This window comes from Aquimarina amphilecti, assembly GCF_900109375.1.
Classification (GTDB): domain Bacteria; phylum Bacteroidota; class Bacteroidia; order Flavobacteriales; family Flavobacteriaceae; genus Aquimarina; species Aquimarina amphilecti.
This window is the reverse complement of sequence record NZ_FOAB01000003.1, coordinates 537,327-560,633: the sequence shown is the minus strand read 5'-3', so window position 1 is coordinate 560,633 and position 23,307 is coordinate 537,327. Positions and strand designations below refer to the sequence as shown.

Here is a 23,307-nt window from a genome sequence, read left to right as displayed (position 1 = left end):
AAGTGTTTTGTGGGAATTCCATGAGTACTCATGGAATTCCTATTCTTTTTTAAAAAGTATCATTATTTCTGAAGAAATAGATTTATTTTAGTAAACTATATGAGTCGAATGTGGAAATATGTTAATCAAGTTAAGCTATTATTGGTAGTAGTGTTTGCACTCTTTGCTGTAAGTTCTGGTTATGCGCAAGAGGTAAATTTGATTAATTTGCAAAAAGAAGAGGTGTTAGATTCTTTGTATAGAGAAGATCAGTTTTATGCTGGTTTCACCTTTAATCTACTTTGGAATACGCCTTCAGGAGTAAGTCAATCTGGATTTTCTGGCGGCCTTCATTTAGGGTATACTAGAGATATGCCAATAAATAAGAAAAGAAATATTGCTATCGGATTAGGGTTAGGGTATTCTGTAAATACCTACGGACAAAACCTTTTTATAGGTGAAGATCTAGACTCTGGTCAGAGTATTTTTAGCAGTCTAGATGGAGTTGATTATGATAAAAATAAATTTATTACTCATTTAGTAGAGTCGCCATTAGAGTTTAGATGGAGAACTTCGGTACCTGATACGCATAAATTTTGGAGAATTTATACTGGACTCAGAATAGGGTATCTGTATTATTTTGATGCCAAATTTGAACAACCAGGTAATCAGGTTAGACAAACCAAAATAGATGAATTAAATCGGTGGAGGGTAGGAGCGACATTTACTTTTGGTTGGAACACTTTTAATTTTCATTTTTATTATAGCTTGAATCCTCTATTTAATAATAATGCAAGAATTGGAAATGAGGAAGTTGGCCTTACTACTGCTAAAATAGGATTGATGTTCTATATTCTATAACCATAAATTAATTAAGGTTAATTGTGGAATCACGCCTATCAGAAACCCTAGTGTAAGTTCGAGATTAGTATGCGCTTTGTAATGTAATCTTGACGTGGCCACTAAGCCATTCGCGAAAATCATAGCGGCAATAAGAAGTATAAGGTTTATTTCAAAATGAATACTTAATGCGATTGTGAACATAGTTACTGCTCCTGAACCGATCATATGTAAACTAGCTTTTATGCCAAAAAAGACTATAAAAATGGCACTTAAAGAGGATAGCAAAGTACCAAGGAAGAAAAAATATAATTCTGGATAATTATAGGCATCAATAATCATTTTAATTACTAAAAGGAGTATCAACGATTGTAAGAGCAAAGGAATTTTGCGTTGCTTTACATCCTCTAAATGAATAGAGGTAATAACACCAATTGTTCGTAGAAAAAAATAAAGTACAATAGGAATAAGTATGGTGACCACAACCAAACCAAAAATTTTTGCTTGAATTATGTTCTCAGGGATAAATCTAGGTGCGGTAATAAAATAAATCACCGAGCCCGCTATAGGCATCAGTATAGGGTGAAAAATGTATGAAATACTTTTTAGTAAAAAGTTCATTAAATCTTTTTTCGTAGCCTGGCAACAGGAATATCTAATTGTTCTCTGTACTTGGCTACAGTTCTTCTGGCAATAGGATATCCTTTTTCTTTTAGGATTTTTGCTAACTTCTCGTCGGTTAGTGGTTTTTTCTTGTCTTCTTCCCCTATTGTAATTTCCAGTATTTTTTTAATTTCTCTTGTAGAAACTTCTTCTCCTTGATCATTGGTCATAGACTCAGAGAAAAATTCTTTAATTAATTTAGTACCGTAAGGAGTGTCTACATATTTACTGTTAGCTACTCTAGAAACTGTACTTACGTCCATGTCAATCTCATCTGCAATATCTTTTAGGATCATTGGTTTAAGATTACGCTCGTCTCCACTTAAGAAATAACTTTGTTGATAGTGCATTATTGCACTCATCGTTAAAAAAAGCGTTTGCTGTCTCTGTTTAACAGCTTCAATAAACCATTTGGCAGCATCGAGCTTCTGTTTGATAAACATTACAGCATCCTTCTGAGATTTAGATTTTTCTTTACTGGCTTTATAGCCTTGAAGCATGTTGTTGTATTCTCTGGATACGTGCAGTTCTGGGGCATTACGACCATTAAGCGTAAGTTCTAACTCACCTTCTGAAATTCTAATAGTAAAATCAGGTACTACATGCTCTATAAGCTTATTATTTCCTGCATATGCTCCACCTGGTTTTGGGTTTAGGTTTTCAATTTCTTCGATTGCTTCTTTTAATATATCTTCTGTGATATCAAATTTTGTCAAAAGCTTCTCGTAATGTTTTTTACTAAAGTGATCAAACGATTTCTCTAAGATTAGCGTTGCTAGTTTGATAGGTATGGTGGTTTCTTTTCTGTTTAATTGAATTAGCAAGCATTCCTGAAGGTTTCTTGCGCCAACACCTGCGGGATCTAATTGGTGAACCGTTTTGAAAATGCTTTCGATTTTTTCCTCTGTCGTATATACGTTTTGTGTAAAAGCAAGGTCATCTAAAATATCTGCTACGGATCTTCTGATATAACCACTTTCATCAATACTCCCTACTAAAAATTCCGCAATTTCTCGTTCTTCAGTGTCAAATCGATAGGTGTTCAATTGATTTACTAGATGTTGGTGAAATGATGTTCCTGATGCATATGGAACATTTTTTTCTTCATCATCAACACTGTAATTGTTAGAGCTTAATCGATAACTAGGTATTTCATCATCACTAAGGTATTCATCGACATTAATATCTGTTTCTATTTTTTCATTACCATAATCATCTTCAGCTGTATTCTCATTACTAAAGTTATCTTCATATTCATCTGCTTTTTCCTTACCACTATCAAGAGCAGGATTTTCTTCCATTTCTTGCTTTAAACGTTGTTCAAAAGCTTGAGTCGGAAGCTGAATTAGCTTCATCAACTGTATTTGTTGGGGAGAAAGTTTTTGAGAAAGTTTAAAATTTAGTTGTTGCTTTAGCATAAAAATATCAATGTTCTTATACTCACAAAAATAAACAAAATACAGCGTATTTCTGTAGGTAATCGATGGTTAGTTTATTAAAAAAGATGCTAGTTTAGTATATGTCGTACAAAACTGTTTCATGCAATTGATCAATAAACGCGCCAAAATCGATTTGTCACCTAAATTAAGAAGTTTTTTTTTATCACTTATAAAGTAAAGTATTTGAAAAATTAAGGGATAAAAATTTTATTTTTTATAGCGTAGATAACCAAGCCGGTTCTGTTTTTTAAATGTAGTTTTTCAAAAATAGAATCTCGATAGCCTTCTATGGTTTTCGGACTAAGACACATATCGCTGGCTATTTCTTTATACGTCTTTTCGGTACAGGCGTGTTTGATAAATTCCATTTCACGCTCTTTTAGTACCACCTTGTTTTCTTTTTTTGGATTTAAAGACCCAAGTAATAAATTAGTGACATCTTTGGTGTGATAGAAACCTGTTTCTTGTACTTCGACTAATGCATTTTCTAAAATACTTTTTTCTGTGTCTTTTAGTAAATATCCTTTGGCGCCAGCGCGAAGCATTTTAAGGATTGTTTTTTCATCCTCTTCTACAGAAAGTGCCAGAACATTTACTTGTGGATGTTCTTCTTTTAATGCAATAGTGGTTTCAATACCATTCATAATTGGCATGTTAATGTCCATGAGCACAATGTCTGGGATGTTTTTAGGATCTTTTAACCTAGTGAGTAGCTCTCGTCCGTTTTTGCACAGATATAATATTTTGAATTTAGAAAATCCATTTACTAACCCGGCTAACGCCTGTGATAATAGGATATGATCTTCTACAATAACTACTGAGTATTTCATGGGTACGTGTTTTGTGTGAAAAGCTTATTTGTTGGCTTTGTTATAAGTTGTCTTCCTCTTCTGTTACTAATTTTTTATAATAATAGGTCAAGTTGATGGCTGTTCCTTTTCCTTTAGCAGAATCTAGGCTTACTTCTGCGTTTATTAATTTTCCTCTATTTTGCATATTACATAATCCGATACCAACATTCTGTCGAGATTTTAAATCATTCATGTCAAATCCTACACCATCATCTTTAGCTTGGATTACTAATTTATCTTTACTATAACGAACATTGACCATAAGTTTAGAGGCTTTAGAATGTTTGATAGTATTACTGAAAAACTCTTGTAATATTCTAAAAATGATAATTTCTGCTTTATTATCTAGCGTTCTTACCTCGGTATTGCTACTTAAGGTAGCTTCTATAAATTGTAATCTATTAAAACGTTCTACCTCTAGCGCGATTGCTTCTGTTAGACTTAAGCTTTTGATAGCATCTGGGTTGATCAACTTAGATAATGCCCTTAATTCCGTGAGACTTTTAGTAATTGTTTCCGTAACTTCAGGAAGTTTCTCGGTATCTTCTTTGGCAACATCTACTTGTATTTTTGCTAAGGTAAGGAGTTGACCAATATTATCGTGTAATTCCCAACTGATATTACGCAAAGTTTCTTCTCGGATTTCTATTTGCGTCTCCGCAATAGCCCGCTCAAACTTTTTTTCAGCTTCTTTTTGTTGTAGCAATAAACTGTTCTTTCTTCGTTGGAACACCCAAAAAAGTGTTAGAATTAATATTACCAATACTACAAGTACTGTAGTGGCTATTAATATTGCTGTTTCCTGTTGCTCCATATAAACCCAATAATAAAACAGAAATGCATTATAACTGTTAAAGTGAATATTACTAAAAAATGTATTGTAGCATCGGTCAATTCTAAATAATAATTTCTTAAAATTCTAAAAGGGAGATTCCCTACAAAGTAGATCAATAGTCCAAAACTTATCCAAATGAGCAGATTCTTTTTAGCATGTAGAACCTGCTCTGAATTTAAGATTTCAAAAAAGTATAGTAAAATAGTTATTACTAAAAATATTGCAGCAATTATGTATGGAAACCTTTGATGTTCTATTAAATAATTTTCGAAAAAACCATTAATTATAAAAGTTAAAATGTACAAAACAATAAAAATTACTGCTGCTTTTTTGTTTTTTTTGTTTTTAAAATGATGTCTGTATAATAATAACAAGTAAGTGAAATTTACTAAGTTGTAAATATTATGAATAATTGCATTTTTAAGATCTAATGACCTTATGTAATACCCTAGTAATTCATTGAATACTATGTACCATAGTAAATAAATAAAATATTTTAGTAAAACCGTATTTTTATATTTGTAATAATAGATTGTAGCAAAAATAGCGGTTGTTGTTTCTACTCCAATACCGATTTTCATTAAGATATTTAAAAACTCATTACTTAAACTCATTTTTGTTTTACTATTGTTTTCCTTTTGGAGGTGATCCAGTTAATTCATTAGCAATCAAACTATTTTCTTCATCCTCTATCGCGGTATTAAAGCTAAAAAAGCTTCCTTTTTGGATATTTCCATCTTTGTCCATTCTACTATCCAGTCCAATTTTTTCGGTTAATAATTCTACCTTAAAATTGTTGTCCAGGGTATATCCTACGTGTTCTATGTTTCCTGCTACATCTTTAACTGCTTTGGTAGGTGCAATGAAAAAAGTTTGTCGTTTTGCATATCGTTTATTTGTTTTATTACGGATATAATCTTCTGGATACAATGCAAAATAAAACCGGAATCCAGATGGTTTTTCTCCTGCTCTACGAGACTTTATTTTTACGTATCGGATGTACTTTTGTAATTCATCGATGTCATAAAACAGAGATCGTGTTGCCTTAAATGGTTCTCCTATTCCGTCTTTTCCAACAACTTTGTTGATTAAATCTTCTCTGTCATTATATAAATGATAAATTTTCTTAGCGAAATCCGACTGAATGATGTTTTCAGGAGTCCGTTTGTCATTAGTGATGTTGCCTAATTGTTTCTGTAATTCATTAATAATACTATCTTTTTGTTTGATAGTGTTTGTAAATTTTTCTAGCTCTGCTGAGTTGGTTTGCACAGTATCTTTACAAGAAATTACTGATAAACATGCAAAGACAATCATCAGATACTTTTTGATAGGGTTGGTTTGTAGTTTCATTTTTTGATAGGTTTAATAAGAATTTGTGTGATTTTGGTTAAAACCAAAATATTAGTTAGTTAAGACTTAACTTTTGTTAAGCTTTGAGATTTAAAAATACCATTTTAAATAGTTTTAAAAAATTTAGAACGACTACAATTACAGATTAAACCGAACAAAATATTGAATTACAATGTGTTTCGAAGTTTTTTGGTGAATTGGAGTAGCTCAATGGTTTTGTTAAAAAGGGGGAAACACCCCTCGGATAAAAAGGGGAATAACGGTGGTTTTTTTAAAACCTACTTACGTTAAGGTATCTCTCAACTACAATCTTTTTTTGTTTTCGTATTGATAACTTTTGTGGGATATGAGTACTAAATATTTTCGAAATTAAAACGAAATATTTTCGATATGAACAGTGGCTTTCTCATTTAAATGGAAAAAATTATCACACTTCATAATTCCAAAAAAACAAAGCACAAAAAAAGGTTAAAGTTTAATTTTTCCGAAAACGTTTTTCGTTAAAAAATATGTTAAAAATATCTTCTGAAATTGTTAAGGAAATTTTTCTTCGCTTACTTCATAGTAGCTGCAAAAGCTAAGAACTAAACTTTTCGAAAAGTATTTTTTGCAATTATTATTTTAACAACAAAAACTTAAAACCGCAATCATGAGAAAAATTTATATAATGCTTAGTGTAATCCTTGGACTGTATTCTTGTACATCAGATATAGATACTGTGGATTCTGAAATGGAATCAATTGAACTATCCTCAAAAGATGATTCAGACAACGTGAAATTATTGAGCGCATGGACAGCGAATAGAAGCAGTCCTGTGCAGATAAACTATCAAAGGAAATTTAAAGTAAAGGTTAAGAATTTGGCCTATCAAAAAGAGGTTGCTATTCATCATCAAACAAATGATGGGAATTGGTTGGATATTCCACTAAGCTATGAACAATCAATTGGGGATGATGAGGAGATATGGGTTGGAGAGGTTACTCCAGATTATGAGATTTTCAATACTGATTTTGTGGTAAAGTATACCGTAAACGGAGAAATATACTGGGACAATAATAAGGGTGAGAATTATAGTATGTTGGTAAACGCTGGCGGTTACTTATCACCTGATAAAAGTGTAGAGGTTAATAAAAGTTTTACAAGATTCGCAGGAACATCTTTTGCGATTAATGTAAATGCCAAACGTGATTATGGTGCTACCGGTACTGTAGAAGTTGTTTATACTACAGATAGTTGGGTGACAAAAAACACGGTTCCACTAACATATCAAAGGTATTTTAGAGTTGGATATGCACATTATATAATGAGTCCCAACCAATTTGATGTTGATATTTATAGTACTTCGATTAGAGTGTCGGAAGAAGTACAGGCCATAGAATTTGCTGTTATTTATAAAGTGAATGGACAGGAATATTGGGATAATAATTATGGAAATAATTACACCCTTAATAAAGTAAATTATTAACAACTATATAATCACAAATTTTTTATAATGAAAAAGTATTTTTATTTATTGATCAGTCTAATTATTTTATCCTGTAATACAGAAGATGATTTTATTGAAGATAAGAAAGAGGACATTGCTATAGATGATATTCTTCTTAAAAACTCTAATCCCGTAAAACTCACGAAGGCTTGGACGACCTATAGTTCCTATAGAGGTTATGAATCTTATGTCAGAAAATTTACGGTTAAAGTTGCAAATCTTGCATATGATAAGACCGTTAGTATATATCATCAAAAGATAGACGGAAACTGGGATCAAATTCCTTTAGCATACAATCAAAGTGTAGATAACGGACAAAATGAAATTTGGTTTGGTGAATATAGCTTAAGTGGTTATGGAGTTAATCAAGTATATGCTGATGCATTTGTAGTACGATATGATGTTAATGGCACTACCTATTGGGATAATAATAATGGTTCTGATTATAAGATGTCTAGGACAGAAGGGTTTTTCTTTGCTGATTCTAATATCAATGTCAGTGTGGATACTGATTTTGTTGGGCTGTCTTATTCTGCTTATGATGATCAGAATAGGTTTAATATTACCGTGGATGTTAGAAATCTCGATCCTAACAAAGAGGTTGGAGTTGTTTACTCTTCGGATGGATGGAAAACTCAAAAATATCTACCATTAATATATAGACAGTTTTGGTCAAATGGACCATTCTATACAATTCAAAGCCCTAACAATTTTGGTATAGAAAGATGGCAAGGGTATACATTGCTTAGTGCATCAGACGATCAACTAGAATATGCTATAGTTTATAGAGTAAACGGTAAGGAATATTGGGATAATAATTATGGAGAAAATTATATGGTAAATGTAAATTCTAACAATTAAATAAAGACGTTTATTTAATCAAAGAGTCCGCCTAACATGTGTGTTTGTGAGGCGGACTTTATTTTACTTAAGTATTAGTTCCATTTTTATATTGCTTCGAAGGTATGGTGAATCTTTTTCGAGATCAACTTCAATAAAGCCAAATTTTTTATATATGTGGATCGCATTTACAAGAATAGTATTTGAGTATAAAATTATTTTTGTCCATTGCTGATCTTTTGCAAAATCGATGCAGAATGACATTAATTGTTGCCCTATTCTTTGTCCTTGAAAGTTTGGAGAGACTGCCATTTTTCCTAATTCATATATTCTTTCTTGCTTTTTGATGAGCGAGAATGTACCTGCAATTTCAGGGCCCGATTTGGCAAAGAAAATATGCCCGCCTTTTTTTATAATGGTTTCTTCACATCTTTCTAAAAGTTCTACGTCATGAGGCTCTACTACGAAATACTTTTCTAGCCAAGCAACGTTAAGATCAGCAAAATCTTTTGCATATTTAGGGTTAAATGATATGATTTCTATTGGTTTTTTGGCGGTCATAATTATCTTTTTAGGTTTTCTAGAATACGCTTGCTTAATGCTTTCTCATTAAACTGATTTTCCATATATGTTAAATGGCGGGTTAAACTTGTTGAAGAACCTTCTGTAAGCCATTTGACTTGTTTATCAATAGCATCCCAAACCGGGACCAGTTGGATATGTATTTTCTTGCCTTTAGGAGATAGTTTAAAAAGTTTTTTCCTTTTATCCGTTTTGTCTACTCGAAACTTAATAAGCCCTTTGGTTAAGAGTTTTTTTATTGCCTGTGTAATTGCAGGTTGAGTGTATTGTAGTTGCTCTTGAATCTCAGAAGTAGTACTGGTTTCTTGATCAACTATAATTCTGAAGATAGGAAATAAATACGGGTCAAATTCTATGTTCAATGTATCGTATACTATTTGGGTTTCTTTCATTAAGTATTCACTAAGACGTTTAAATCTAGATCCTAATCCTAATTCTCCTAATTCCTGTAACGAATCTTTCATAAGTAATTATATAAGCACTTATGTAAAAATATTGAATTTATGTTAATTTACCAAAGGTATATCATTGAGTACTTCCTTTTAATAGTGTTTAAATTAATAATCGAATACTAACATTTTGGTTACGAATACTTTGTGACACCCAGCAAATACTATTTTGATATATGGAGTAGTACTATCACATAATTTTTTTCGTTTGCATGCAAATACACTTTTTTTTGAACTGAACTCCTTCAAGGATCTACGAATTAAAATTCTTAGGAGCTGATTAGAAGAAAAACAAACAATTAAAATTAACCACACATGACCAAATTAACTCAATTTAAACACATATTAATACTAATGTTGATTACCTGCTTTGCAGAGGCTCAAACTCCAGAAGGAGAATTACAGAGATGGCACAAGATTACACTTTCTTTTGCAGGGCCTAATACTTCAGAAACAGCAGATCCTAATCCTTTTTCGGATTACAGGTTAGAAGTTACTTTTACTAATGGAAACCTTTCTTATGTAGTTCCTGGGTTTTATGCTGGCTGTAATGATGCTGCAGATTCTAGCTGTGATTCTGGTAATATATGGCAGGTCAATTTTAGTCCTGAACAAATAGGAATTTGGAATTGGTCTGCAGAATTTACGACAGGATCTGATGTGGCAATTAATGGTGGAGGATCTAGTGCAGGATTTATGGATGGAGATTCAGGATCCTTTGATATAGAAGAATCTGATAAGTCAGGAAGAGATTTTAGAAGTAAAAACCTCGGGAGATTAAAATATGTTGGAGAGCATTACTTAAGGCATATAGGAACTAGTCCAGAAAATCCTAATGGCCCTTGGTTTATTAAAGCAGGAGCTGACTCTCCAGAAAATGCATTGAATTATATTGATTTTGATGCTACACCTAGTTATAATAATAATTTAAATAAAATAGGAAGTAAAACTTGGCAACCACACCAACAAGATTACATTGCTGCAGATGCAAGTTCTTATACTTGGAGTAATGGGAAAGGGACTGAGATCTTAGGAATGTTGAACTACTTATCAGAAGAAGGTGCTAATGTAATATCTTTTTTAACTTGGAATTCTAGTGGAGATGGTGGAGCAGTTTTTCCACATACATTAAAAGTATCCTTACAAGAATATGGTGAAACTGCTCGTAATCAGCAATGGAGTAAAGTGAACAAAGATCGTTTTGATGTTTCTAAAATGGCGCAATGGGAAAAAGTAATGGAATATGCAGATAAGAAGGGAGTTTATTTACATTTTAAAACCATGGAAACAGAAAATGACAATTTGATGGATGGAAATGATTTCGGTCGAGAAAGAAAATTATATTATAGAGAATTAATAGCTCGTTTTGGACATCATCTAGCACTTAATTGGAATCTTACAGAAGAAACAACACTTACTGATAATGTTGTAAAAAGTACTGCTAGTTACATAAAAGCATTAGACCCTTATGATCATAATATAGTAATACATACGTATCCAAACCAACAAGATCAACGTTATGATCCATTACTTGGATCTAGCTCTGAGCTTACAGGCGCATCAATTCAAACAAATAAAAGTAATGTTCATAATGATGTAAGAAGATGGCTTGAAAAATCAAAAAATGCCGGTAAAAAGTGGATAGTAGCTAATGATGAACAAGGCAGTGCTGGAGAGGGTATAAGAGTTTCTGATAAAGAAGTAAGAGAAGATGTTTTATGGGCCACTTTAATGGCTGGTGGAACAGGAGTAGAGTATTATAGTGGTTACACGGATGACGATGGAGATATTAATGGAAATGACCACAGAAAACGCGGTAATAAATATAAAGAAGGAGGATATGCTCTTAGTTTCTTTAATAATTATTTACAGTCCTATATGACGGAAATGGTAAGCTCCGATGAAGTTACTTCTGATAATGATGATTATGTTTTTGCCAAGGCTGGAGAAGTATATGCAGTATATCTTCCGGATGGAGGATCTACAAACATTGACTTGCCATCGGGAACTTGGCAAGTGCAATGGTATAATCCACGATCAGGTGGAAATTTAAGTAGTGCAACAGCGGTGTCAAATGTAATATCAGCGCCAGATACTAATGATTGGGTAGCTTTGATAAAAGGAGAATCTGATGGAACAGATTGTAACAATTTACAAAATGTTTCTGTTTCGCAAGATGCATACTTACAGGGAACTACTTCGTTTAATACTTCGGATTTGAGAGTAGAAAGTGGTAATAGAGTTTCCTATTTACAATTTATTGTGCCAACGCCATCAGAAGCAATAGCTGGAGTGAAATTACAAATGTCCGTAAGTACAGATGGAGGTAATGGACTTGTTGAAATTTATAAAGGAACTTCAAATGATTGGACAGAAAGTAATTTGTCTAATACTAATAAACCAGAAGAAGGTGCTCTTCTAGGATCATTAAATACTACATATAGTGAAGGTCAATCATATGAATGGAATTTATCAGGGATTAGTGCAGGAGAAACTGTTTCTTTACTAGTGAAGCAAACAGGCGGGAATGATGTCTCTTTTTCATCTAAAGAAGGCTCGAATGCTCCAAGACTTGTTTTAGAGTTGGATTGTAATGATGATGGCGGAGGAGGAGATGAAAGTAATACTTGTGTTGCATTAGAAGAAAATGGAATTGTTGCTGTTGAAGCTGAGCATTTCGAGAATCAATCAAAAACAGATAAAAGACAATGGTATTTACAGGATGGAACAGTTTCTACTCCAACCCCAGATCCAGATCCGAGTCATCATGCTTCTGCCAGTGGTAATGGATACCTGGAAATATTGCCAGATACGAGAGTTACACACGATGATCCATTGGTAAATGGAGAAAGCTTTTCGAATACACCTGGTGTAGTTGGTATTTTGGATTATAAAGTGAAGTTTACCACTCCTGGAAGGTATTTTGTATGGGTGCGATTATATTCTACAGGATCTGAAGATAATGGAATTCATGTTGGAATTAACGGTACTTGGCCAGCATCAGGACAACGAATGCAATGGTGTGCAGGAAAAAACCAATGGACCTGGGAAAGTAAACAAAGAACTAATGAAAATCATTGCGGAGAAGCAGAGTTAATATATATAGATGTTCCTTCGGCTGGAGTACATACTATTTCTTTTTCTATGAGAGAAGATGGTGTTGAAATGGACAAGTTTGTATTATCTCAATCCTACACTAAGCCAAGTGGAACGGGACCAGGTGAAGTATTGGTAGATTGTGCACTTTCTGTAGGTGATTTTGATATTGAAAAGTCTAGTATATATCCTAATCCTGCACAAAACTTAATCAATGTTCAAGGTGTTACTAAAGGAAAAATTTCTATTTATGATGTTACAGGAAGAAAAGTAATATCTTCTATAGCTATTTCGGAATCCGAGAACAACGCTATTGATATATCTAGAATTCCTTCGGGTGTTTATTTTATGGTTATTCGTGATGGAGGAAATCAAAACACCTTAAAATTTATAAAACAGTAGAAGTAACTAACTACCTAACTATTTTTCTGAAAGGGTTGAGATTATGATTAATTTCAGCCCTTTTTTATGAAATTTTAGTCAAAGGAAAAACTTGTTTTATAACTCCGCTAGTGTTGTTTTTAAATTGAAAACTAACTTCAATCTGGCTATAAAAACGAACATTTGTTCTTGAAAAATCTATAGGGATATTCCTTGAAGGATATCGTAACTCAGTGCTTAAAACTTTAGCTACTGGATGATTGATTGTTTTGGTTTCTGAGTTGTAAATATTTTCCTTATACGTAGTAGATGTAGTTCCTCTGTCATCAATTACTTCTTCTATTGTCTTATAACGAATTTTTGCTGAAGATATCTTCTTTTCATTTTTAAGTATAGCGATTTCTAAATTAAATTTTTCGTTATCAATATGAGTTCCTTTAAATCTAATTTCTTTAAGTAATCCAATGCTGTTTATTTTGTATTGACCATACCCAGCAATACCTATTCCTGCAATTGCTGGTATCCAGAAATATTTTTTAAGGATATCACCAAAATAAAGTACCATTGTAATGATCATTATGAAAATCCCTATAATAAAATATAAGTAGGGATCAATTTTATATACTTTATCAAAATCATTAATAGCATATTCGTAGTTGGGATTAGTAAGAGAGATTACGTTTTTATTTTGATGTTTTCCATCAAACGATTTAATGAGGCTAAAAATGAAAACATCTTTTAAGAGTAAGTTTTGGATTCTAGATTTTGATTCTTCATTAAATTCTACATCCAAATATAACCACCAAATTATTTGCAGATTTCTTCCATCATATGATGGAGGTAGGTCTCCTAATTCAAATTTTCCGGTATAATTATAATTATTCTTTTTTTTCCATGAACCATTTTGATCAATAGTTAAAGACGATATTTTACTTTTATTACTAATTGCTTTACCTACAATTTGATATTGTAAGCTACATATAACACGATTAAATGTCATATCTAGTTGGGGATTGATACTAATATCAAAACTATTCATAGCGTTTATGGAGAAGCCATTATTATTTCCAAATGAATAGAATACATTAATATAATCTTTAATAGCCATAGGATTCTATTTTAAAACGATCGTAAAGAAAATTTAGAATAGCTCTTATATTATCACCAAATTTTTGAATTAATTGATTTAAAATGGTTTGGTTTAATAAGATATCTTGATACTTTATATATGAGAATTGTGAAATTCTTTTTTTGATAATAATTTCTAGTTTCTCAGGAGTTATTCCATTAAAATAAAAAGTCTTGTATTTTCTTTTACAAAAAAGAAACTCTAAATCTCTAGGAATATGGGTAGTTATAACATAAGAAAGACTGTAGTTTCTCCAGAGTTGTAATCGCTTCCTCCAAGAGATATGATGAACACTGTCAATGAATGTGTATTTGTTTGTGTTGTCTACAATCCATTTGTAAGTACTTCTATTCAAAAAATGCATTTCTGCTTCAGGAATTAATTGATGAAGTGCTCTGAGATGCGTAGTCTTACCTCTACCTTTTCTACCTACAAATTGAATGATAATGGGACTATCCTGATTTAATGTTTGGATTAATTTTTCAAAAGAATGTTTAGGGTCAATAATATCTAATAATTCTTCGTCATCAATACCACCAAAAGGATTGTGAGAATATTGAATGTTTTTATTTAACACCAAATCATTATAATTTATCTTCATTTATGATTTGTTTTAATTAACTATTTCTTTAATTCTTGTATTCCTTATATAATGCTATTGCTTTTAAGTAATTTTCAGCACCTGTCTTGGTCTGATCATTTATAAAACCATCTAATTGAGGATGATTTTTTTTGATCCAAGGGACCATTTCATTTTTCTTAGTGTTCCAAAGCTTAAAATCAGAGTCCATTTCTACATTCCTTATTTTGTAAATTTTTTGGTTTTTGATTTCAATTACTTCTTTGGAGATAATAGGTTTTTGATTTAGAAATTTAATCCTAGAGCATATTTTAGAAACTTTAATTTCTACTTTGTTATCAGTTTCTTTAATTGCTAATATTTCATACTTCGGAGTGAATACAGAGTCCCATTGAAAGAATTTATAATAATCGTTTTTAGAATAATTCATTGTATAATCACCTTCGATCATCTTTATACTATCTCCAATAAATTCTGACAATTCAGAATAGTTACTATGGTTTAATTGGTTGTAAAACCCCTCAACTAATTGCAAGTTTTGATTTTTTCTTGAACAACTGCTGAAAGAAAAAATGTAAATAAATAAAATTATGGAACCGACTATTGTTTTTACTTTTATCATATTATTATTTCTTTAATATCCTTTACCAACCATCAATTACGCATTGTAAAGAGTATGGTTCAATATCTGATAAAGGAATTTCTTCTAAAGTATCTTCTAAGTAATTTCCTTCGGCTACTCCCGTAACATTTTCAAAACGGTATGACCAACAAAACCTAAGATTAGGATGAGCTTCAGAATACGTTACTAAATTGTCAATTAATATCGCGTTTTCAAAATCGCTAAAGGCTAAAAAATACCCTAAAAATTTATTACGACGCACATCTGCTTGAGAACTTTTGTACATGTACATACCACAACTATTACATACATTATCATGTACGAAAGTTGCCCTGTTATGTCCTTTATCGCCTCCACCAGAATATTGAATATATCCTAACCTGCCATTAGCAGAACCTGAAAGCATCGTAATAGTGTTTCTGGCAATAATATTATGGGTTTTATGCCAACTAACAATAGGACCATCTAGATATGTACTACCTTCACCTTGCTCCATGATATTGTCAAGAATATATACATTTTCACCACTAGTATTAACTATGTCACCACCTGAATTATGATGAAAATAATTATTCTGAATTAGTATATCTTCATCTATACGACCAGGCCCCTCTATATCAATACCAAACTGCGGAGCAGTTCCGTTAATATGATGTATTTCATTATTTCTTATTTCAATACGTTTACCGCCTACTATCGAAATACCTTGACGTCTATTGTTGTAGATATTGTTATTCACAAAAGTCACATCATTAGAATCCAATATTAAAGAGCCATCACCAGTTAGGTCTTGGATTTCCATGTTTTCGATAAGTACTTTATTATTTGTATTCCAAACGCAGATTCCGTGACCTTCATCATGAGCTGTCTTTCCATCAGAATCACGAGGTGTGAAAATATGCGTATTTCGATCCCCTTTAATTATGCCATCGCGAATGATTATGTTATCTCCATTTAGACTAATTACACAATAATTCCATTTGTTATTAGTAGCCATTTCCAGAATTGCTCCCGGCCTAAATACAAATTCAGTATCTCCGTGTATTTCAATACCTCCTTGATAAATATCATTTATACTTTCGCCTATTAGATAGGTGCCCTCTGGCAGTATCACTCTTCTATATCCTTCTTGATGAGCCCAATCAATTGCAGCCTGTAAATTGGTAGTTGTTTTAATAGCATCAGTGCGATTATTAGGAATGTCCCATTGATCTAAATCAATAATGTATTCTGAATTATCAAGTATTGTAGGTAATTCAATATCAAAAACAATTATAGGTAATCCATTATCATCCAAATCTTCTGGATCCGCTTCATATGCTGAGGGCTGATCATTAGAGTTTAAGCTTTCATTACTACAAGATGTAATAAAAATAAGCATGAAAATAAATGTGCAATTCGAGAGGTGTTTTATTTTTATATTCATCACGATGAATTAATTATAAGTAATTTGTTATTTGTAAATAGCATAAACGATTTATCTAATAACTCTTTTTTTAAACCATTGTTTTGTTCAAATTAAAAAGAACACTCTGTTTTAGAAATTTACAAAAGGTGTTTTGTTTTTGAAAATCTAATTATTTACTAGGTTATATGAACAAGTAATTTTTGAAAAATACTTTTATAACTGTATGTTGAAATTATTACTCGATATTATATCACCTTAATTTTTAACCTTTCTCTAGTCCTTTCTTCAAAACTTCTTGGATTCCAGATAAATGTTCGCTGAATTGCATCATCTGCGCCAACACTTGTGCCATTTCGTTTTTATCACCAAAACCTTTTAGCTTATTATTTTTCATAAAGGTTTCTTTAATAGCTGTCCATCGTACAGCTTCTTCTTGCGCAATAGTATCTGTTAATTCTTTGTATTTAAGAAGGTTTGCTTCTGCGGCACTGGTTAACGTCTGCGACTCATTTTCATAATGAGATAGGAGTAGGGTCTGTAATTCTTTCTCATTCATAATTGGTACCACTTTAGCAACTAATTTACTCATATCCCGATAAGAACCTTGTAGCTTAAACGAAGGTTCAGTTCGATAAGAATCTTCCATTGCTGCGGATTGTATGTACGTGGCGTTCACTCGCATTACGGTATTACGAATCGTAACTACTTTTTCTAATACTGCTAGATAATCCTGTACTTCTTGCTTGGTGTGATTTCCTTTTAGTTCTACACCTTCTTGAGTATTGGTTTCAACCATCTCAATTAATCCATATATATCTTCGAAATACTTGCTGCTCAACTGGTGCAAAACAGGATTGGAGGTCAATGCATTTTCGATCAAGCTTAACTTAAATAAATCTGCCGTATCGCCAATAATATCTCCAAGATTATAAATATCAGCTCTATTGGCTAACATATCTGGAATTTGGAATTTATCTCCGCTTTCTGTGTATGGGTTTCCTGCCATAATTACGCAGAATTTTTTGCTACGTAAGTCGTATGTTTTAGGGTTTCCGTTGTACACACCTTCGATCTTACGAGTACCATCCGCTAATGAAATGAATTTTTGTAAAAACTCGGGATTACAATGCTGAATATCATCTAGATATAGCATAACATTATTTCCCATTTCAAAAGCAAGATTTAATTTTTTGAGTTCTTCTTTTGCTGCAGAATTATTTGCAGCCATTGGATCTACAGAAGTAACTTCATGACCAATTGCGGGTCCATTGATTTTCATAAATACCAGTCCTAATCGATTAGCCATGTATTCCATCAATGTTGTCTTACCATAACCAGGAGGAGAAATTAACAATAGCATTCCCATTCTATCTGTTCGTTTGTTATCCCCTACACTTCCTAACTGTTTAGCAAGATTATCACCAAACAATGGCAGATATACCTGATCAATTAACTTGTTTCTGACAAAAGATGATAAAACTCTAGGTTTAAACTCCTCAAGTTTAAGATCTGATTTTAGGTTTTCGGTTACTGTATGTTTTGCTTCACGATACCTTTCGAATGCAGGAACTTCTATATTAGAAAAGTCTGATAATTGAGTTATAAATTGATGATAATTAAAATTAAAATTACTCTCATTGATAGTAAGATGACTGCCTTTTAACCCTTCTATAGTTTGTGAAGGGTTTACATGCACTACCTCCGAAATGGATTCTTTTTTATATAATAGAACACAAACAACTTCATGTGCATATTCAATTTTCTTAGAATAATTTGTTTTTAGAAAAGCAGTTACCCATTGTAGTGTTAAGCGTATTAGATCTTTCTGATTTTTTTCATTTGTTAATTTTAACGATTTCTTAAACTTAGTCAATACCTTTTTCTTTTCTAATTCAGTTAGAAATGAATCGTGTAATTCATTTGCAGTTTGACTAATGCAGAACATATCATCTCTTTGTAATTCGTCAAAAAGATAACTGCTAATAGCGTTACTATATTTTTTGTCAAACAAATTTTGCTCATCAGAGAAAACGGCAACTTCTTTTTCTAAATCAGAAAGTACAGATTGATACTCGGTAGAGTCAGAAAAAATTTCTAAAACTTCTCCAGAAGCTTTGATGGTACCATTCCAATACGTTTTCTTTTCGTTGTCTAAACTATTCCAAAAATATTGTGCGTAGGATCTGGATAATGAATTGTATCTTAATAATCCAAGATCATGATCTTTGCTTACTAAAGTTTTTAAAATTTTTGCAGCATCTACATCATGAACTCCTTTTACGTATCCTTCTGCATAGTTTTTACTGCTTTCAGATTTGATAAGCTCTAATAATTCTGTTTCTCCTAAACTAGTTAATTCTTCCCTTTTAGTAATAAATAGCTTATAGGCTAAATAAGCAGAACGATATATCTCAGAGTTTTCTGAGATTAGTTCTTGATCCCAGTATTTTTTAGATTGTAATAAAACTTCGTTTCTTATTTCTTGATAGAAATCAGTTCCTGTAAGGTGATATTGTAATGTTTTATCTTTATAAATTATGGTGAGATCCAGCGGTTGTTTGTTAACACCAAACTTGTGTTTTCCTAGCTTGATAATGTTTTCACCATCTTCATAAAGATCTTGTTTGTCTTTTAACTTACGAGTCGCATCTTCTTTGGCTACTTTTAAGGCCGTTTCAATGGTTTCTGCTTTACCGGCATCATCCAACTTCATTAAATCAGTAATGATATCTCGAAGCTTATTAATCATTAAATCTGAAGCAAAGTATCCATTAATGTCAGCATTAGAGTCAAAACTTAATGCTTTTTTGGTAACGCCTTTTAAGATTCTATTGGCAGCATTTTCTAAAGCAACAGCTTTTTTGTTTCTAGCTTCGATTAAACTGTTTTTTCTAGCTTCAAAAGCATTATATACTTCTTCGCGTTTTTCAATGATCTGGGTGATAAACTCTTCGAAATCAGCAAATCTACCTTCTAAATCTTCTAGTTGAACAGATACTTTGTTTAATAACTCATCGGTCTTTTCTGGAGTATTGGCTATATCAAGGTAGTTGATAATACTTTGATCTACTAATTTTAATTGTGCAGCAAATTCTGCATTTGCTTCTTTACTCCCAAGCGATTTTATTTTATTCTTGATACCAGCTTTAAGCTGATTGATAGTTGCAAAAATTAAAGAAATATTATCAATGATTTTTGTAGAGTGCGAAGTGTCTTCAATCTGAAGATTGGAAACAATATCAATTAGCATTTCTAGATCTTTAGCAATTTGATTTACTTCGTCCTCTAGCTTTTTAGCTTCTATTACCTTTTTTATACTATCTAACGCTTGTTGTTTTTCTTCTACTCGATTATGATAGGGTAGTAGTGCTTTATCATCCAATAAAAATTGTACACAACGTTTAGAAATTTTGTCGGTTTGTTCTGCAATTTCAGTTTCAAGATCCGTGATAAATTGTTTGTCAATATATCGTATGTCGTTTAAACCAATAACTTCCCCTCGCAAAGTTCTTAGTTGGGATAAGACTTGTACGAAATCGTCAATAGATCGGAATGAACTACTTTTTATTTTACCAAATATTTCTTCTGCAGCTGCTTTAGTTTCTTTGGTTACAGTAGTAGCTGTTCTTCTAAGTTGTACCACTTTTTCGAATTCATCAATAGCTGCATTTGCGGCATTGGTAATTTCTCCTAATGGAACATCTAATCGACAGGTATCATCTTCTCTTATCCAATAATAACTATCAATAATATCGCTGGATGATTTAGCTAGGTCATCATACAGTCCATCATAATTATCTTCTTTATTAAGTAATGTGATTAATGCATGGCATTCTGCCATTGCCTTTACAATATCTTTATTACCAATTTTATAGAGTAATGTGTCTGTATGTTCTGATGGAATCTCATTTCCTTTTAAGAAAGGTGTCTGCCATATTTGAATAACATGATGTTTTGTCTGGTCATCTTCAGTTTTAAAATAACAAAGTTCACCACCTTCTAGAATTGTAAAACCATTACAAATAATAGGCGTTTTCACTTCTTGTTCTATGACGTTATACGACATTAAGGTGTATAAACCTTTTTCACTTTCATAGAATACATACAAGAAGTCTTCTCCATTAGGAGAGCTAATTTTTTCTTGGAATTGAACATCAGAAATGTCATTAGTGAATAGTTTTACTTCTCCAGATTGAAGATAATACCCATTAGGATAAATTATTCCTTGATCATCCGGTAGTAATACGCACGCATCTTTTATGCATTCGATTTTTTTAACTTCTTGTACTTTATGGTTGTATACAAAATATCTTGGTGATTCTTGAAAGGGCTTTATTTCTAAAGCAATTAGGTTGCCGAGATCTGCATATCGATATTGTCCATCATCAAGCGTTTGATCAACTTGTTCTACGGCTTCATCATATATTCCTTTTCCGTCGTCTGTATTATCTTCTATTTTAATAGTAAGATCACCACCTACAGTTTCTACAAAAACTTTGTCTAGTATGGAAATATGAGGATGTGTTCCATAACGATGCATATCACGAGAGACTTCAGTCCATTCGAACTCATACTGTTTTGGAAATTTAAACTCATGTTCACTACGGTTATCCACATAGGTAAGTGTACCTTCGTTTATGAGCCATTTAAAAGTTTTTATATCAGAAACACTTTCGCTTAATTGAAATACCATATGTAGGTAATTCCCAACGATGGCGAACTTTGAGAAGATAGTGTTTCTGTAATATTTATATAGATTAGTAAAGTCGTCAATAAAAATAGGATCATTGATAAGATCTAACTTTTTATTTATAAAATGATCATCAGCATAGGTGTAAATACTGAATACATCATCTAGTTTTATCTCTGTTCGTAATCCAAAATGAACATTATATCCAAAAAGGCAAAAGTTTCCAATAGTTACAATATCTCGAGCAATGCAGTTGTTTTCTGTATTGATACGGTTATTGGCTATAAGTTTGGTCTCTACACTACCAAAAACTTCTTTCCTCGCATCATTTAATTGGGTAAGACGATTTTGGAGTTCACCCTTTTGTTTTTGCAAGCGATTTTGAATAATCTCATACGTCCCACCGTCTAGTTGTATGTCGTTAGTGTTGGTTTCTTCCATAGTTGTTCCTCTAGTTTTTAGATAGAGTTGATTAAAGTTTGCCAATTTTTTTCAAAGCTTCAGAAAGTTCATCAGGCTTATTAGTTCCTATTAATAATTTCTTATTGTTTCTGAATTCTAATTGTAATCCAGTATTTCCAGAAACATTATATGCTTTCCCTTTTCCTCCAAAGCTCATTCTTATGCCCCATCCACCATATTCATAAATTGGATCATATTTTCTAATAGATAGCTGTTTAACAGTGTCCCAATTATATTGTGTAAATTTAATATGAAACGGAAAAAAACGAATATAGATTCCGTCATTTTTAATTATCGTTTCTAACTTCATTAAAGCAAAAATTAAAATGACTAAAGCAAAAGAACAGATAACAATTATAAGCGTAGTTATTTCAATATCTTTAGAGTTAAAAAGATATAGGATAGGTGCTATTCCGGAAATGAGTATTAATATCCATAGCCAAGATTGACTGAATTTTTGTTTCTCCGAGAAATGGATATTGGGAGTCATTTATTTCTTCTTTTTTATTAAGTTTTTGATTTGATCTTAATTTCTGATTTCAGATTGAACTTGAGAAAACTACTTATGCTGTTTAATTTTCTCAATTATAGAATTTGTAGGTTTTTCTGAGTCATACAGGATTTTTATAGAATCTCCTGTTTTGCCAGTTTTTGCAAAGTATAAATCATGTTCATGTCTTGAAATTTCTTGTGTTTTTGTAAACTCTTTGCTTTTTACTGTATACTTATATTTGATATGAATATTCTCTACTGTGGGCGAGAATTCATTATCAATTTTGTTTGTTGAAATTTTTTCTATTACTGCAGTTGTGCTAGTACCATTTTTTATTAATCCTTCTTTTTTATGGTAGGTGTTAAATGCTAAAACTCCAACAGCTATAAATAATACTGCTATTAATCCTAAAAATTTTTTGTTCATAATTCTTTTTTTTTATCTAAAAGGTCCAAAACTAACTCCAGGATCATTTTGAAAATGGAGTATTATAGCCCAAAAAACAAGAGTTACTAAAAGCAAACTAATAATCGCAATAACGATATTTCTTTTTTTTGTTGCTTTTTGCTGTTGCTTTATTTTCTTTCTAATTTTAATCAGTAGTTCTTCTGAGACCTGTTCTACTTTAATTCCTTTACTTTCAGTATCTGATTCGCCGCTAATATTACTAAAAGCTTTTCTCTTACCTCTTCGATTATTATTCTTCATCGAAATGTTCATTCCCGAAATTGCACTCATACGTTTTCAAGTTTACAATTGATATTTCAATGATTTATTAGAATAACAACCAAGTTGTTGCTATGATGCCAATCACAATAACTACTGTTATTTTTATAGTGGTTATTCGATTTTGTTTCTGAATTTTATTTCTAATTTCTATTAGAACTTCTTCTGAAACAGGTTCTACTTCTATGCCATTACTTTCTTTATCAGAACTAGTCCATCTATCAAAAGCTTCACGTTTGTTCCTTCTGCTATTATTCTTCAAGGAAGTTATCATTCCTTGCGCCGAGCCAAATCCTCCCATATTAAACCGTATTTTAAAAGTTAAACAAATCCCATCTAGTCAATCACTCGCTACCCCAAAGAGAGTTCAAGACTTTCAGGGATTGACTTTTATGGGTCTAAT

20 protein-coding genes are annotated in these 23,307 nt (G+C 31.9%); 4 read left to right on the top strand and 16 right to left on the bottom strand.

The annotated features are described in order from the left end of the window. The first annotated feature begins 108 nt into the window (after positions 1-108). Positions 109-840: a porin family protein gene (locus BMY33_RS10175; RefSeq protein ID WP_091408017.1), complete on the top strand. Its 732-nt coding sequence runs from the start codon at positions 109-111 to the stop codon at positions 838-840. Here the strand turns inward: BMY33_RS10175 and BMY33_RS10170 are convergent. From BMY33_RS10170 to BMY33_RS10145, 5 genes are all read right to left on the bottom strand, one after another. Further along, positions 835-1,440: a hypothetical protein gene (locus BMY33_RS10170; protein WP_091408015.1), complete on the bottom strand. Its 606-nt coding sequence runs from the start codon at positions 1,438-1,440 to the stop codon at positions 835-837. The two genes, BMY33_RS10175 and BMY33_RS10170, sit on opposite strands and share 6 nt — an antisense overlap. Continuing rightward, a complete protein-coding gene (gene rpoN / locus BMY33_RS10165) occupies positions 1,440-2,900 on the bottom strand; it encodes an RNA polymerase factor sigma-54 (protein WP_091408013.1) in 1,461 nt (486 codons plus the stop codon). Before rpoN ends, BMY33_RS10170 begins: the two co-directional genes overlap by 1 nt. Before the next feature lie 212 nt (positions 2,901-3,112). Further along, positions 3,113-3,751, bottom strand: coding sequence for a response regulator transcription factor (locus tag BMY33_RS10160; protein WP_091408011.1), 639 nt, complete (start codon positions 3,749-3,751; stop codon positions 3,113-3,115). Positions 3,752-3,791: 40 nt separating this feature from the next. Then, entirely contained in the window at positions 3,792-4,586 is a 795-nt protein-coding gene (locus BMY33_RS10155) for a sensor histidine kinase (protein WP_091408010.1), read from the bottom strand. Positions 4,587-5,231: 645 nt separating this feature from the next. Beyond that, positions 5,232-5,960, bottom strand: coding sequence for a hypothetical protein (locus BMY33_RS10145; RefSeq protein ID WP_091408006.1), 729 nt, complete (start codon positions 5,958-5,960; stop codon positions 5,232-5,234). 649 nt (positions 5,961-6,609) lie between these two features. Between BMY33_RS10145 and BMY33_RS10140 the strand changes: the two genes are divergently transcribed. Beyond that, positions 6,610-7,425: a carbohydrate-binding protein gene (locus BMY33_RS10140; RefSeq protein WP_091408005.1), complete on the top strand. Its 816-nt coding sequence runs from the start codon at positions 6,610-6,612 to the stop codon at positions 7,423-7,425. 27 nt (positions 7,426-7,452) lie between these two features. Further along, positions 7,453-8,307 carry a carbohydrate-binding protein gene (locus BMY33_RS10135; protein ID WP_091408003.1) on the top strand — a complete coding sequence of 285 codons (855 nt, stop codon included), beginning with the start codon at positions 7,453-7,455 and terminating at the stop codon, positions 8,305-8,307. A gap of 63 nt (positions 8,308-8,370) precedes the next feature. On the opposite strand, the gene BMY33_RS10130 is transcribed toward BMY33_RS10135, so the two are convergent. Together BMY33_RS10130 and BMY33_RS10125 are read right to left on the bottom strand one after the other, a co-directional pair. Next, a complete protein-coding gene (locus BMY33_RS10130) occupies positions 8,371-8,847 on the bottom strand; it encodes a GNAT family N-acetyltransferase (RefSeq protein WP_091408001.1) in 477 nt (158 codons plus the stop codon). A 2-nt stretch (positions 8,848-8,849) separates the two neighbouring features. Continuing rightward, a complete protein-coding gene (locus tag BMY33_RS10125; RefSeq protein WP_091408000.1) occupies positions 8,850-9,332 on the bottom strand; it encodes a MarR family winged helix-turn-helix transcriptional regulator in 483 nt (160 codons plus the stop codon). Between the two features lie 300 nt (positions 9,333-9,632). On the opposite strand from BMY33_RS10125, the gene BMY33_RS10120 reads away from it, so the two are divergent. Beyond that, a complete protein-coding gene (locus BMY33_RS10120; protein ID WP_091407998.1) occupies positions 9,633-12,815 on the top strand; it encodes a DUF5060 domain-containing protein in 3,183 nt (1,060 codons plus the stop codon). A 64-nt stretch (positions 12,816-12,879) separates the two neighbouring features. On the opposite strand, the gene BMY33_RS10115 is transcribed toward BMY33_RS10120, so the two are convergent. From BMY33_RS10115 to BMY33_RS10075, 9 genes are all read right to left on the bottom strand, one after another. After that, positions 12,880-13,902 carry a hypothetical protein gene (locus tag BMY33_RS10115; protein WP_091407997.1) on the bottom strand — a complete coding sequence of 341 codons (1,023 nt, stop codon included), beginning with the start codon at positions 13,900-13,902 and terminating at the stop codon, positions 12,880-12,882. Next, positions 13,892-14,524, bottom strand: coding sequence for a hypothetical protein (locus BMY33_RS10110; RefSeq protein ID WP_091407996.1), 633 nt, complete (start codon positions 14,522-14,524; stop codon positions 13,892-13,894). Before BMY33_RS10110 ends, BMY33_RS10115 begins: the two co-directional genes overlap by 11 nt. 28 nt (positions 14,525-14,552) lie before the next feature. Continuing rightward, positions 14,553-15,038 (bottom strand): hypothetical protein, encoded by a 486-nt coding sequence (locus BMY33_RS10105; protein ID WP_091407995.1) that lies wholly within the window; start codon positions 15,036-15,038, stop codon positions 14,553-14,555. A gap of 109 nt (positions 15,039-15,147) precedes the next feature. After that, complete coding sequence (locus tag BMY33_RS10100; protein WP_170837055.1) at positions 15,148-16,506, bottom strand: right-handed parallel beta-helix repeat-containing protein; 1,359 nt, start codon at positions 16,504-16,506, stop codon at positions 15,148-15,150. A gap of 289 nt (positions 16,507-16,795) precedes the next feature. Further along, the gene (locus BMY33_RS10095) at positions 16,796-21,664 is read right to left on the bottom strand and encodes a DNA repair ATPase (RefSeq protein WP_091408190.1); all 4,869 of its coding nucleotides are present in this window, start codon (positions 21,662-21,664) and stop codon (positions 16,796-16,798) included. 31 nt (positions 21,665-21,695) lie between these two features. Then, complete coding sequence (locus BMY33_RS23775) at positions 21,696-22,175, bottom strand: hypothetical protein (protein ID WP_091407993.1); 480 nt, start codon at positions 22,173-22,175, stop codon at positions 21,696-21,698. Between the two features lie 69 nt (positions 22,176-22,244). Next, positions 22,245-22,604: a DUF3592 domain-containing protein gene (locus BMY33_RS10085; RefSeq protein ID WP_091407992.1), complete on the bottom strand. Its 360-nt coding sequence runs from the start codon at positions 22,602-22,604 to the stop codon at positions 22,245-22,247. A 12-nt stretch (positions 22,605-22,616) separates the two neighbouring features. Further along, positions 22,617-22,916: a hypothetical protein gene (locus BMY33_RS10080; RefSeq protein WP_091407991.1), complete on the bottom strand. Its 300-nt coding sequence runs from the start codon at positions 22,914-22,916 to the stop codon at positions 22,617-22,619. A 37-nt stretch (positions 22,917-22,953) separates the two neighbouring features. Continuing rightward, the gene (locus BMY33_RS10075) at positions 22,954-23,205 is read right to left on the bottom strand and encodes a hypothetical protein (RefSeq protein ID WP_091407989.1); all 252 of its coding nucleotides are present in this window, start codon (positions 23,203-23,205) and stop codon (positions 22,954-22,956) included. Positions 23,206-23,307: the final 102 nt, after the last annotated feature.

Excerpts from the sequence above, each read along its gene's own strand:
- BMY33_RS10175 (WP_091408017.1), top strand. The coding sequence starts at position 109 with ATGTGGAAATATGTTAATCAAGTTAAGCTATTATTGGTAGTAGTGTTT.
- BMY33_RS10170 (WP_091408015.1), bottom strand. The coding sequence starts at position 1,440 with ATGAACTTTTTACTAAAAAGTATTTCATACATTTTTCACCCTATACTG.
- rpoN (WP_091408013.1), bottom strand. The coding sequence starts at position 2,900 with ATGCTAAAGCAACAACTAAATTTTAAACTTTCTCAAAAACTTTCTCCC.
- BMY33_RS10160 (WP_091408011.1), bottom strand. The coding sequence starts at position 3,751 with ATGAAATACTCAGTAGTTATTGTAGAAGATCATATCCTATTATCACAG.
- BMY33_RS10155 (WP_091408010.1), bottom strand. The coding sequence starts at position 4,586 with ATGGAGCAACAGGAAACAGCAATATTAATAGCCACTACAGTACTTGTA.
- BMY33_RS10145 (WP_091408006.1), bottom strand. The coding sequence starts at position 5,960 with ATGAAACTACAAACCAACCCTATCAAAAAGTATCTGATGATTGTCTTT.
- BMY33_RS10140 (WP_091408005.1), top strand. The coding sequence starts at position 6,610 with ATGAGAAAAATTTATATAATGCTTAGTGTAATCCTTGGACTGTATTCT.
- BMY33_RS10135 (WP_091408003.1), top strand. The coding sequence starts at position 7,453 with ATGAAAAAGTATTTTTATTTATTGATCAGTCTAATTATTTTATCCTGT.
- BMY33_RS10130 (WP_091408001.1), bottom strand. The coding sequence starts at position 8,847 with ATGACCGCCAAAAAACCAATAGAAATCATATCATTTAACCCTAAATAT.
- BMY33_RS10125 (WP_091408000.1), bottom strand. The coding sequence starts at position 9,332 with ATGAAAGATTCGTTACAGGAATTAGGAGAATTAGGATTAGGATCTAGA.
- BMY33_RS10120 (WP_091407998.1), top strand. The coding sequence starts at position 9,633 with ATGACCAAATTAACTCAATTTAAACACATATTAATACTAATGTTGATT.
- BMY33_RS10115 (WP_091407997.1), bottom strand. The coding sequence starts at position 13,902 with ATGGCTATTAAAGATTATATTAATGTATTCTATTCATTTGGAAATAAT.
- BMY33_RS10110 (WP_091407996.1), bottom strand. The coding sequence starts at position 14,524 with ATGAAGATAAATTATAATGATTTGGTGTTAAATAAAAACATTCAATAT.
- BMY33_RS10100 (WP_170837055.1), bottom strand. The coding sequence starts at position 16,506 with ATGCTTATTTTTATTACATCTTGTAGTAATGAAAGCTTAAACTCTAAT.
- BMY33_RS10095 (WP_091408190.1), bottom strand. The coding sequence starts at position 21,664 with ATGGAAGAAACCAACACTAACGACATACAACTAGACGGTGGGACGTAT.
- BMY33_RS23775 (WP_091407993.1), bottom strand. The coding sequence starts at position 22,175 with ATGACTCCCAATATCCATTTCTCGGAGAAACAAAAATTCAGTCAATCT.
- BMY33_RS10085 (WP_091407992.1), bottom strand. The coding sequence starts at position 22,604 with ATGAACAAAAAATTTTTAGGATTAATAGCAGTATTATTTATAGCTGTT.
- BMY33_RS10080 (WP_091407991.1), bottom strand. The coding sequence starts at position 22,916 with ATGAGTGCAATTTCGGGAATGAACATTTCGATGAAGAATAATAATCGA.
- BMY33_RS10075 (WP_091407989.1), bottom strand. The coding sequence starts at position 23,205 with ATGGGAGGATTTGGCTCGGCGCAAGGAATGATAACTTCCTTGAAGAAT.